Origin of the sequence: Actinoplanes xinjiangensis (assembly GCF_003148685.1) — a bacterium.
Lineage (GTDB): Bacteria > Actinomycetota > Actinomycetes > Mycobacteriales > Micromonosporaceae > Actinoplanes > Actinoplanes xinjiangensis.
The window spans coordinates 1-11,286 of sequence record NZ_QGGR01000016.1; the positions used below are offsets into that span (position 1 = coordinate 1).

10 protein-coding genes are annotated in these 11,286 nt (G+C 70.5%); 4 read left to right on the plus strand and 6 right to left on the minus strand.

Going from position 1 to position 11,286, the window contains the following annotated elements:
- Window positions 1-220 precede the first annotated feature (220 nt).
- From BC793_RS30605 to BC793_RS30615, 3 genes are all read right to left on the minus strand, one after another.
- The gene (locus BC793_RS30605; RefSeq protein WP_109598840.1) at window positions 221-826 is read right to left on the minus strand and encodes a hypothetical protein; all 606 of its coding nucleotides are present in this window, start codon (window positions 824-826) and stop codon (window positions 221-223) included.
- 414 nt (window positions 827-1,240) lie between these two features.
- A complete protein-coding gene (locus BC793_RS30610; protein WP_109598842.1) occupies window positions 1,241-1,540 on the minus strand; it encodes a hypothetical protein in 300 nt (99 codons plus the stop codon).
- Window position 1,541: 1 nt separating this feature from the next.
- Window positions 1,542-1,868, minus strand: coding sequence for a hypothetical protein (locus BC793_RS30615; protein WP_109599088.1), 327 nt, complete (start codon window positions 1,866-1,868; stop codon window positions 1,542-1,544).
- 212 nt (window positions 1,869-2,080) lie between these two features.
- On the opposite strand from BC793_RS30615, the gene BC793_RS30620 reads away from it, so the two are divergent.
- Window positions 2,081-3,277 carry a DNA polymerase III subunit delta' gene (locus BC793_RS30620; RefSeq protein ID WP_239170394.1) on the plus strand — a complete coding sequence of 399 codons (1,197 nt, stop codon included), beginning with the start codon at window positions 2,081-2,083 and terminating at the stop codon, window positions 3,275-3,277.
- Window positions 3,278-3,346: 69 nt separating this feature from the next.
- Here BC793_RS30620 and BC793_RS30625 read toward each other — a convergent pair whose 3' ends face one another.
- Window positions 3,347-4,399: an endo-1,4-beta-xylanase gene (locus BC793_RS30625; RefSeq protein ID WP_109598845.1), complete on the minus strand. Its 1,053-nt coding sequence runs from the start codon at window positions 4,397-4,399 to the stop codon at window positions 3,347-3,349.
- Window positions 4,400-4,730: 331 nt separating this feature from the next.
- Between BC793_RS30625 and BC793_RS30630 the strand changes: the two genes are divergently transcribed.
- Window positions 4,731-5,822 carry an SGNH/GDSL hydrolase family protein gene (locus tag BC793_RS30630; protein WP_203896411.1) on the plus strand — a complete coding sequence of 364 codons (1,092 nt, stop codon included), beginning with the start codon at window positions 4,731-4,733 and terminating at the stop codon, window positions 5,820-5,822.
- Here the strand turns inward: BC793_RS30630 and tmk are convergent.
- Entirely contained in the window at window positions 5,799-7,790 is a 1,992-nt protein-coding gene (gene tmk / locus BC793_RS30635) for a dTMP kinase (RefSeq protein ID WP_203896415.1), read from the minus strand. The genes BC793_RS30630 and tmk overlap by 24 nt on opposite strands.
- 161 nt (window positions 7,791-7,951) lie before the next feature.
- Here tmk and BC793_RS30640 point away from each other — a divergent pair, with 161 nt between their 5' ends.
- Window positions 7,952-9,202 (plus strand): amino acid deaminase/aldolase, encoded by a 1,251-nt coding sequence (locus BC793_RS30640; RefSeq protein ID WP_203896410.1) that lies wholly within the window; start codon window positions 7,952-7,954, stop codon window positions 9,200-9,202.
- A gap of 7 nt (window positions 9,203-9,209) precedes the next feature.
- Here the strand turns inward: BC793_RS30640 and BC793_RS30645 are convergent, their stop codons facing one another.
- A complete protein-coding gene (locus tag BC793_RS30645; RefSeq protein WP_109598851.1) occupies window positions 9,210-9,839 on the minus strand; it encodes a TetR/AcrR family transcriptional regulator in 630 nt (209 codons plus the stop codon).
- 115 nt (window positions 9,840-9,954) lie between these two features.
- On the opposite strand from BC793_RS30645, the gene BC793_RS30650 reads away from it, so the two are divergent.
- Window positions 9,955-11,253 carry a D-arabinono-1,4-lactone oxidase gene (locus BC793_RS30650; RefSeq protein WP_109598853.1) on the plus strand — a complete coding sequence of 433 codons (1,299 nt, stop codon included), beginning with the start codon at window positions 9,955-9,957 and terminating at the stop codon, window positions 11,251-11,253.
- Window positions 11,254-11,286: the final 33 nt, after the last annotated feature.

Genomic DNA, 11,286 nt, shown 5'->3' on the forward strand with positions numbered 1-11,286 from the left:
GCCTGCGCACCCCGCGTGAGACCCGTGTCTGCTACCGTCCAGCCATCGCCCTCGCGGCATAAAACCCTGGTGTCCGATCCCGGGGTGGAACCTCACGGCTAACCAAGGAAACGGCTGGCCCGATGGCCCCCGAACAGCGACGGACCGGCGATCCGCGGACAGCCGCCAAAAAACAGGCCACGGAACAGCTATCGGCCGGCGGAACGTGGAGCAGGACGGATCAGACGAACATGGGCGTCTGTAGGTCAGCGGAACGGGCCAGCAGGTCCTCGGCCTCGTCGTAACCGTCGGCGGCGGTGCGCAGCACGCGGGTACCGATCGCGGCGGCTGCGGCGGCCTCGTCCGATGATGGGTGTTCACCGGTGGTGAGGAGGACGGCCTCGGCCGAGACCATCACCTCGGCCAGGACGGCGGCCAGGTCGGCCCGGGTGCGCAGCATCCAGTTGGCGAGCGAATCAGCCAGGTCAGCCGTCGCCGACATTCGGTGACCGAGACTGCCGGGGCCGCCGTTGAGGTGTTCGGCGGCGCTGCGACGTGCCTTCTCGTAGGCGTCGGCAGCCTCACCGGTCCAGCCACCGGCGAGTGGCAGCGCGTCAGCCAGGTCCGCATAGGCCCGGGCGTCGGCACGCAACTCGGGCGCCGCATCGCGGATCGCCGCGGGATGCAGGGCGGCCACCGATCGGGCCGCGTCACCGGGCAGCAGGCGCACTCGCCGCAGCTCGCGCCAGATGTCGTGCCCGCCGGGGGCACCGAATCTGGAGAGCACTTCGTCGACCCGCTCGAGCAGCGGGCCGGCAACCGTCAGTGCTTCGTCGAGCCGGTCCATCAGCGACCCCGCCGACGAGCCGGCGCGTGGCCTGCCGAGTGGCGGCGAGCGTGCGGCGAGCCCCCATCGGTGGCCCGCCGGCCGGCGAGGGCGGGGCGACAGGCAGCGGCAGAGCGGGAAGCACGGACGGGGCGACAGACAGCGGCAGAGCGGCCGGTGAGGGCGGGGCGACAGGCAGCGGCAGAACGGCACACGGCTGCAGAGCGGCAGACGAGGGCGGGGCGACAGGCAACGACGGGGCGGCAGACAGCGGCAGAGCGGCACACGGCCGCAGAGCGGCAGACGGGAGCAGGGCGGCAGACGGCGGCGGGGCGGCAGACGTGAGCACGGTGGCAGGCCGCGGCGGGGCGGGAGGCGGCGGGGGCCCGGCGGCAGGCGCTCATCGGCAGCCTCGCCAGGCGGTGGGCGAATGGATCATGAGTGCCCCCGCTGGAAGCGGCGCCGGACCAGGTCGTCGGTCTCGGCGTAGTCGCCGGCACCGGCGCGGACGGATCGGGCCATCTCGGTGAGCTTGGAGGAGGCGTCGGCGGCCTCCCGGGCGCGGGCGGCCAGCACCGCGGACCAGCCGGCATAGAGGGCACGCCCGATGCGGCCGGGCCGGCCGGCGTCGTCGGCGGCGAAGTCGGCGGCGCCTGGCAGCAGCTCTGGCACCCGACTGTCCATGATGGCCAGCGCCGCGGCGGCATGGTCGATCTGGTCGGCGAGTCGGTCCACTTCAGTGCTCCTCCAGGGTGCGGAACGATCCGAACACCTCACCGTGCAGTTTCTCCCGGGCCCAGCGTGCGGCCTTTGCCGCGCTGGTCACCACGGTTCGAATCTCACGGGCGAACTCGGCCGGCTGACGATGGTGCAGAGAACCGTGCACGCGAACGTCCACGATGTCCCCCGCGGCGGTCACGACCACCTCGATGGACTGGTCCGGAGAGTGCACCGACACGGTGTGGGCGGCGACTGCCTTGTCGAAGTCGGCACGCAGGTCCTCGATGTGCCGGTATCGATCGATTGCCTCGTCGATCCACGCCTCGTCGATCTCGCGGGCCATCCATGGCTCCTCACCGCGCGTCATGTCGCCGTCGCGTTCCGGGTTGAGACCGTACCCGCTCCGGTCGCCGTCCCGCTACGGCGAGTACGTCCTCTGTGGATAACTTCGGACAACACCACACAGCGTGACAGAATGCCACGATGGGCACTACGATGCGTGATCGACACATGCCGGCAGGGTTTTCTGTCGGGGGTCCGCAATACCATCGTCGGGTGACTCCCCATGACGTCTTCTCCGAGCTGGTGGGCCAGGACGAGCCGGTCGAGGTCCTGCGCCGGGCCGCCGCGGCCGCCGCCCGGGTGGTGGCCGGCGAGCCGGGCGGTGGCGGCATGACCCACGCCTGGATCTTCACCGGCCCACCGGGTTCGCGGCGGACGGTCGCGGCGCGGGTGTTCGCCGCGGCGCTGCAGTGTCAGCGTGACGGTGCCGGCTGCGGTGAGTGCCACGGCTGCCACACCACGCTGGCCGGCACCCACGCCGATGTGCGGGTGGTGACGACCGAGGGCCTGACCATCAAGACCGAGGAGACGCGGTCGGTGGTGCTGCGGTCGGCCAGCGCGCCGACCGGCGGCCGCTGGCAGGTGGTGATCATCGAGGCGGCCGACCGGCTGCACGAGCGGGCCAGCAACGCACTGCTCAAGGCGATCGAGGAGCCGGCCCCGCGGACGGTGTTCCTGCTCTGCACGCCGTCGGTGCATCCGGACGACATCCTGGTGACGATTCGCTCCCGGTGCCGTCTGGTGTCGTTGCGGCAGCCGCCGTCGGCCGCGGTGGCCGACTTCCTGGTGCAGCGGTTCGATGTCGCCCCGGAGCAGGCGGGCTGGGCGGCGGCGGCTTCGCAGGGTGACGTGGAGCGGGCCCGGCAGCTGGCCGGCGACCCGGAGGCCCGTGACCGCCGGGCGGAGGTGCTCTCCGTTCCCCGCCGGCTGACCAGCATCGGTGCCTGTTTCGACGTGGCGGCGAAATTGGAGGCCGCGACGAAGCTGGAGGCGGCGAGTGCGGTGGCCGAGCTCGATGTGGCGGAGCGGACGGCACTGGAGCGTGCGCTGGGTGCGGGCGGCACCGGCCGGGGCGCCACGGGCGCGATGCGGGGCGCGGCCGGTCAATTGAAGGAGCTGGAGCGTAACCAGAAGCTGCGGGCGACCCGGGCCCAACGGGACGCGCTGGACCGGGCGTTGCAGGATCTGATCGGTTTCTACCGGGACGTGCTGGTCACCTCGATGCGGGCACCGGTGCCGGTGGTGCACGGTGATCTTCAGGCGGTGTCGTCGGCGGCTGCGGAGAAGTGGTCGCCGGAGAGCACGCTGCGCCGCATGGAGGCGGTGCTCGCCTGCCGTGATGCGATCGACAAGAACGTGAAGCCGCAGGTCGCCCTGGAGGCGATGATGGTGACTCTCTGGAAGGGCTGATCCGGCTCAGACCACGTGCGGGCGTCGCGGTCGTGCCGGCGGACGGGCCGGCACGACCGCGACGCGGTCTCAGTGGCGGGCGAGCAGGAAGGTGTTCCGCAGGGCCTGATAGGCGGGCTTGCGCTGGAGATCCTCGGTGTACGGGGTGGCCGAGCCCTGCCCCTCGAACACTCCGGGCACCCACGAGTACCGGTCGGTGAAGCCCCAGACGGTGTAGGACACGCAGTGCCGGGCGAGCAGGCAGGCCTGGAGCAGCGTGCTGAACCCGTACGCCTGTGCCTGCTCCTTCGTCGCGTCGACGGGCAGGATCATGCGGACGTCCACCTCGGTGAAGGCGGTCTGCACGCCGAGCGCGTCGAAGCGCCGCACGTTGTCGAAGACGCTGCCGGGGAAGCCGTACTGGACGCCCAGGTGACCCTGCATGCCGTACCCGTGAATCGGCACGCCCTGTGACCGCAACTGCTTGGTGAGGGCGTAGTAGGCGTCGCTCTTCGCGTTGACGCCCTCGTTGTTGTAGTCGTTGAGGTAGAGCTTGGCCTTGGGGTCGGCCTCGTGCGCCCACCGGAACGCGTCGGCGATGTAGCCGGGGCCGAGGGCGCGCAGCCAGATCGTGTCGCGCAGCGTTCCGTCGTCGTTGTAGACCTCGTTCACCACGTCCCACTGGTAGACCCGGCCCTTGAAGTGGCGGACCTGGGTCTTGATGTGGTTGCGCAGGATCTGCCGGAGCTGGGCCGGGGTGAAGGCGTCCTCGGTGAGCCAGGACGGGTTCTGGTTGTGCCAGACGAGGGTGTGACCGCGGACGACCTGCCCGTTGGCGCGGGCGAAGTCGACGAGGCGGTCGGCGGCGGCCCAGTCGTAGCGGCCCTGTTCCGGCTCGACGGCCTCCCACTTCATCACGTTCTCGGCGGTCACCGAGTCGAACTCGGTGGCCACGATCGTCCGGTAGTCGGCATCGGAGGCGAGCGCGGACATGTCGACGGCGGTGCCGATGCGCACGCCGCTGCCTCGGGCCGCTGATCGCAGGGAATCGGAGTTCGCGCCGGCGACAGCCGGTGCGGTGCTGCTCACGGCGGTGGCCAGCGCCAGCGCCACGACGGCCAGGACGTTACGTCGGGTAGCCATCCAACCCTCCCGAAAGTTTCGGTGATGTTTCGGTGTCAGGGCGACACGCTAGGCACAGACACCGACGCCGGTCAATGGTTGACTGGGGAAGAACGTCGATTTACGTTACGGGCACTCGACTGCCCGGTTTCCGAAAGTTTCGGAGTGAACATGTCGACTCGACGCGAGATACTGGCTCTGGCCTCCGGCACGGCGATCGCCGCCGCCGCCCCTTCCCGCACCGGCCCAGGCGCGCGGTCGCGCCGACGGCTGGACCGCGACGTGGGCGGCCGCGCCGACCACGATCCCGCCCGGCACGCCACTGGAGCTGGCGGACCAGACGGTACGGCAGGTGGTGCACACCAGCCTCGGCGGCGACCGGCTCCGGATCCGGCTGACCAACGAGTTCGCCACCACCCCGCTGCATGTCGGCGAGGTGCACGTGGCGATCCGGTCCGGTACGGGAGCCGACACCGACGCACGGCCCGGAACCGACCGGCGGGTCACCTTCGGCGGGCAGCGATCGGCCACCGTCCCGGCCGGGGCACCGCTGGTCAGCGACCCGGTGAGCCTCTCCGTCCGGGCCGGTGCCGACCTGGTGATCAGCATCTGGCTGCCGGACCGCACCCCGGTCACCACGCTGGCCGCCTTCGCGTTCCAGGAGAACGCGATCGCCGCCGGCAACGTCACCGGTGCCACCCGGATCACCGCGTCCAGCACGATCACGCAGTACCTGTTCCTGTCCGGGGTGAGCGTGCACGGCGGTGCGGGCGCGGTCGTCACGCTCGGCGACTCGATCACCAACGGGGCCAACAGCGAGACGAACGCCAACCACCGGTGGCCGGATCTGCTGGCTGCCCGCTTCCGGAAGGCGCGCATCGACCGTGGCGTGGCGAACGTGGGGGTCTCCGGCAACCGGCTGCTGCATGATCCGAATCCGCCCGCCGGTGACCCGGCCGAGACGTTCGCGGCGTACTTCGCGCAGAGCGCCCTGCGCCGCTTCGACCGGGATGTGCTGGCCCAGCCCGGCGCCACGCATCTGGTGGTGCTGCTCGGCGTGAACGATCTCGGTCATCCGGGCACTGTCGCCCCGCCGAGCGAGGTGGTCGGGGCCGATGACCTGATCAGCGGGCACCGGCAGCTGATCGCGCGGGCCCGGCAGGCCGGCCTGCGTACATATGGCGCGACGATCCTGCCGTTCAAGGGCGACACACTCGGCTTCTACACCCCGGAGAACGAGCGCAAGCGGTCCGCCCTGAACCGCTGGATCCGGACCTCGGGCGAGTACGACGAAGTGATCGATTTCGACGCCGCGGTCCGGGACGCGGCCGACCCGCAGCGTCTGGCCGCCGCCTACGACAGCGGCGACCACCTGCATCCCAACGACGCCGGGATGGCCGCGATGGCGGCAGCGGTACGGCTAGACGGGTTCCAGCAGCCCTGACAGCCGCTCGACGACCGCACCGGCGATCTCGTCAGCCGGCCGGGAGGCGTCGAGCACCAGGTAGCGCTTGGGGTCGGAGGCGGCCAGGTCGAGGAACGCATACCGGACCCGATCGTGGAAGGCCCGGGACTCGCTCTCCAGCCGGTCGGCACCCTCGCCCCGGGCGTCCACCCGGTTCAGCCCGACGCCGGGATCGACGTCGAGCAGGACGACCAGGTCGGGCTTGAGGCCCCCGGTCGCCCAGGCGGACAGCCAGGAGACCTCCTGGACCGGCAGGGTACGCCCGGCGCCCTGATAGGCCAGCGAGGAGTCGACATACCGGTCGCTGATCACCACGGCACCGCGGGCCAGGGCAGGCCGGACCACGGTGGCGACGTGGTGCGCCCGGTCGGCGGCGTAGAGCAGCGCCTCGGCCCGCGCGGACGGTGCCTCGGTCTTGTCCCGGTCGAGCACCAGCCCCCGGATCCGGGACCCGATGCCGGTCGCGCCCGGCTCGCGGGTGACGACCACGTCGCGCCCCTCCGCCTTGAGTGTGTCGGCGAGGCGGGTGACCTGGGTCGACTTGCCGGCGCCCTCACCGCCCTCGAAGACCACGAAGAGCCCGGAGCGGGTGAACTCCTCGGGCGGGGAGAGCGGACGTCCGCGCAGGGAGCCGAGCAGGTCGGCGATTACCGGAACGCCCTTCTTGTCATCCATCTGCCGGAAGGCGCCGATACCGACCCAGATGCCGACGGCACCGGCCACCAGCAGCAGCACCCGGGTGGAGGAGATGTCGATGTGGAAGGCGCCGAACTCGATGCGGCGGGAACTGCCGAGCCCGACCAGGATCCCGGCGAGCGTGATGGCCAGCAGCAGGACGGTCCGGACGCCGATCTGCACGACGGCGAAGACCCGGCCACGGATGGCGTCCTCGATCTCGCCGTAGAGCATGGTGGTGCCGGCCAGGAAGGCCATGCCCGCGCCCGCGCCGACCATCAGGGCGCCGAGCAGGGCGAGGGACAGGTGGAACGCGAGACCGAGGAACATCACCGAGCCACTGGCCAGCACGATGCTCATGCCGAACCAGCGCCGGCGGGACAGGTCCTTGACGATCATCGGGCCCAGGCCGATGCCGAGCGCCAGGCCCATGAAGATGAAGCCGAAGAGGAGCGAGAACGCGGCCTCGCCGGCACCCAGGGAGTAGGCGAAGGTACGCGCGGCCCCGATCACCACGCCGCCGGCCGCGAAGGCGCCGAAGATGCCGAGCACCAGGCCCCGGACCAGTGGAGTGGTGCCGATGAACTTCCACCCCTCCAGGAACTGGCGGGTCATGCTCTGCTCGGCGGCCTTCTCCCGCTCGGGGCTCTTGCCGCCGATCTCACGGATGCCGAAGAAGACCACGATCGCGGTGGCGAGCCGGGCGAACGCGTTGATGTAGAGGGCGATCTGCACCGGCTGGGCCCAGTCCGGCAGCGAGGCGCCGGACTGCTGGAGACCGGCGGTGAGCCCGGCGAGCGTCAGCGCGGCGAAGATCGGCGTGATCCCGTACGTGGTGATCAGCGTGAGCTGGTTGGAGATCTCGATCTGGGATTTCGGGATCAGGTTGGGAACCGCGGCCTCCTTGGCCGGGATCCAGATCAACGTGATCGTCTCGCCGATGAGGGTGGCGATGGTCGCCCAGGCCACGGTCTGCGTCGGGGAGGCGCCGAGCAGCGGGGCGAGGGGAATCGAGCCGTAGATGACGAAGCGCATCAGGTCGATCGTGACCATGGTGTAGCGCCGGTCGAACCGGTCCGCGAAGACGCCGGCGACCGGGCCGAGCAGCAGGGCCGGCAACAGGCGCACGGCGATGGTGCCGCCGAACGCCGCGCCCTGGGCCGCCGTGTTCTCGAACTGGGCCGAGGCGAAGAGGCCGGTGGCGAGCAGGCCGATCCAGTCGCCGAAGGAGGCGGCGGACAGCACCAGCCACAGCCGGCGGAAACCGCGCAGACGCAGAACCGAGCGGAGGGCCGCCAGACCGTTCAGGTCGACGGGCCCCGGGTCCTGCTGCGTGTCCGTGTTGATGGCCCTACCTCCCGTGGTCAGTGCTCGGAGCACTGTAACCGGCCACTCCCACGGGTTGGGGGCAACCACGATCGGGTGGAGCAGAGATGAATGTCTTTCGTGTTACCCGGATCACGGGATACCGTGCTCGCGTGCTCACTGACCGCGACACCCTGCGCCAGAGACTCGACAAGATCACCGGCCACCTGGAGACCCCGCTCGCCGTGGTGGATCTGGCCGCCTTCGACGACAACGCGGAGCGCCTGACCGTGCGCGCGGGTGGAAAACCGATCCGGGTGGCGAGCAAATCGGTGCGCTGCCGGAGCCTGCTGGAGCGGGTCCTGAGCCGCCCCGGCTGGCACGGTGTGATGGCCTACACCCTTCCCGAGGCGGTCTGGCTGGTGCGCTCCGGCGTCACCAGCGACGTGCTGGTGGCATACCCCACGGTGGATCGCGCCGGCCTGCGGGAGCTGACCACACACCCGGAGCTGGCCGCGGCGATCACCCTCATGGTGGACCACCCGTCACATCTGGACGTGGTAGATCAGGTGGCCGCGCCCGGCGCCCGTCCGGCCGTACGCCTGTGTATTGATCTTGATGCTTCCTGGCGCCCGGGCGGGCCGCTGCACATCGGTGTCCGCCGGTCCCCGGTCCATTCGGCCGCGCAAGCGGGCGCTCTGGCCCGCAAGATTGCCGAACGTGAAGGATTCCGGCTGGTCGGAGTGATGTGTTACGAGGCGCACATCGCCGGGGTCGGCGACGACCCGCCCGGTCGGGCGCTGCGCGGCCGGGCCATCCGCCTGATGCAGAGCCGCGCCTTCCCCGAGCTGCTGACGCGGCGGGCCGCGGCGGTACGCGCGGTCCGCGAACACGCCGACCTGGAATTCGTGAACGGTGGTGGCACCGGCAGCGTCTCCGCCACCAGCGCCGATCCGGCCGTCACCGAGGTGACCGCGGGCTCCGGGCTCTACGGCCCCAGCCTGTTCGACTCCTACCGCAGCTGGCGGCCCACCCCGGCGGCGTTCTTCGCGCTGTCCGTGGTGCGCCGCCCGGCCCCGCGGATCGCCACGGTGCTGGGCGGCGGCTGGATCGCCTCCGGCGCTCCCGAGGCGTCCCGCCTGCCCGTCCCGTGGCTGCCCGAGGGGTTGCGGTTCAAGGCCGACGAGGGCGCCGGCGAGGTGCAGACGCCGCTGCTGGGCGAGGCCGCGGGGCGGCTGCGCCCCGGCGACCGGGTGTGGTTCCGGCATGCCAAGGCCGGCGAGCTGTGCGAGCACGTCAACGAGCTGCAGCTGGTCGACGGCGAGACGAGCGCGCCGGCCCTCACCTACCGGGGAGAAGGCCGTGCCTTTCTCGGGTGACCGAGTCTCAGGCCGACACGTGACGGTGCAGATACTCTCTTATCAGCGCCTTCGACTCGGTCAGGACCGCGTCGTCACCACCGGTGTCCCGGCGGAACGCCAGCTTGATCAGAGCGTCCGCGGCCTCGACCGAGATCTGGAGCGCGAACCGCAGCCGGCCCCGGTCGGACAGCTTGAACTGCTCGATCAGCAGCTCGGCCAGGCGCTCGGCGATGACCGCGTTGTTGTCCCGGTCGGAGTCCAGCAGATGCAGGTCGACGACGTCGCCGAAATGCAGCGTCCGGAACCCCGGCACGCTGCGGTGCATGTGAATGTACGCATCGATCGCCGCATCGACCGCGTCCCACCAATGGGTGAAGGTCTCGCTGGCGAAACGATCGGACAGGCTTTGCAGATAGGCGTCCATATTGCGCAGTGCAAGCGCCTGGACGATGGCCCGCTTGTCCGGGAAGAACTGGTAGACCGAGCCGATGGCGACCTCGGCGCGCTCGGCGAGCAGCGTCGTGGTCAACCCCTCATAACCGACCTCGTCCACCAGCTCAGCGCATGCGTCGAGCATGCGCTGCACCCGGGCAACGCTTCTGCCCTGCACCGGAACCCGCCTCAGCGGTCCGGTGCTGACGGTTGGTGTCGACACGCGTCGCCACTCCCTCTCAGCAGTATTAAGAAGAACGTTACTCGGATCAACGAGCGAGGCGCATCGACGGGACGCCGGGTGACGGTGTCCGCTCGGACGGAGGACAAAGGCCGGAATGACTACACCCGTTAACGCCCGTCGGTGGACCAACTGGGGACGCAATCAGGAGTCGATCGCCGAGGTGCTGTCCCCCGGCGGCATCGACGAGGTCGCCACCCGAGTGAAGCAGGCCGCGGAAAGTGGCCGGCGGATCAAAGTCGTGGGCAGCGGGCACTCCTTCACCGCCATCGCGGTCGCCGACGACCAGCGGATGTTCGTGCACCGGCTGGCCGGCCTGGTCTCCGTGGACGGCGCGCTCGTCACCGTCCAGGCCGGAATGACACTGTCCACACTGAACGCGATCCTCGCCGAGCACGGGCTGGCCATGCCCAATCTCGGTGACATCGACGCGCAGACCATCGCCGGGGCGATCTCCACCGGCACCCACGGCACCGGCATCGCGTACTCCACGCTGGCCTCCTGCGTGGAGGCGGTGACCATGGTGACCGCGACCGGCACAGTCGAGCGGTACAGCGCCGGCTCGCCCGAGTTCCCGGCCGTCCGGGTCGGGCTCGGCGCGCTCGGCGTGATCGTCGAGGTGACGCTACGCTGCGTGCCCGCGTTCACCCTGCTCGCCGACGAGCGGCCGATGCGGCTCGCCGACATCCTGGCCGGGATCGACGAGTGGATCCCGGAGAACGACCACGTCGAGTTCTTCTGGTACCCGTACACCGATCGGGCGCAGCTCAAACGGAACCGCAAGGTGACCGATAACGATCAGCCGCTGTCCCGGTTCCGCGGCTGGCTCGACGACGAATTCCTCTCCAACACCGTCTGGCAGGGCGTCTGCGCGCTGGGACGGCGCATCCCGGCGACGGTTCCGGCGATCAGCGCGATCTCGGCCCGCGCGCTCAGCGCCCGGACCTACACCGGCCGGTCCGACGAGGTCTTCTGCTCATCGCGCAAGGTCAAATTCACCGAGATGGAGTACGAGGTACCGCGCGCCGCCCTACCCGAGGTTCTGGACGCGCTCGCGAGGATCTTCGACCGGCTCCCGTTCAAGGTGCAGTTCCCGGTCGAGGTGCGGTTCACCGGGCCGGACGACATCTGGCTGTCGCACGGGTACGGCCGCGAGTCCGCCTACATCGCCGTGCACCAGTACATCGGCGCACCGTACGAACCGTACTTCCGGGCCGTCGAGGAGGTCTGCACGGCGCTGGGCGGCCGACCGCACTGGGGCAAGCTGCACTACCGGGATGCCGGGTCGCTGCGGACGGCGTACCCCCGATTCGACGACTTCCTGGCCGTGCGGGACCGCCTCGACCCGAACCGGGTCTTCACCAACGACTATCTGGACCGCGTCCTCGGCAGCTGAAGGTCACGACCCCGGCTGGTCGTCACCGCTGTC

Excerpts from the sequence above, each read along its gene's own strand:
- BC793_RS30605 (WP_109598840.1), bottom strand. The coding sequence starts at position 826 with ATGGACCGGCTCGACGAAGCACTGACGGTTGCCGGCCCGCTGCTCGAG.
- BC793_RS30615 (WP_109599088.1), bottom strand. The coding sequence starts at position 1,868 with ATGGCCCGCGAGATCGACGAGGCGTGGATCGACGAGGCAATCGATCGA.
- BC793_RS30625 (WP_109598845.1), bottom strand. The coding sequence starts at position 4,399 with ATGGCTACCCGACGTAACGTCCTGGCCGTCGTGGCGCTGGCGCTGGCC.
- BC793_RS30640 (WP_203896410.1), top strand. The coding sequence starts at position 7,952 with ATGAATGTCTTTCGTGTTACCCGGATCACGGGATACCGTGCTCGCGTG.
- BC793_RS30650 (WP_109598853.1), top strand. The coding sequence starts at position 9,955 with ATGACTACACCCGTTAACGCCCGTCGGTGGACCAACTGGGGACGCAAT.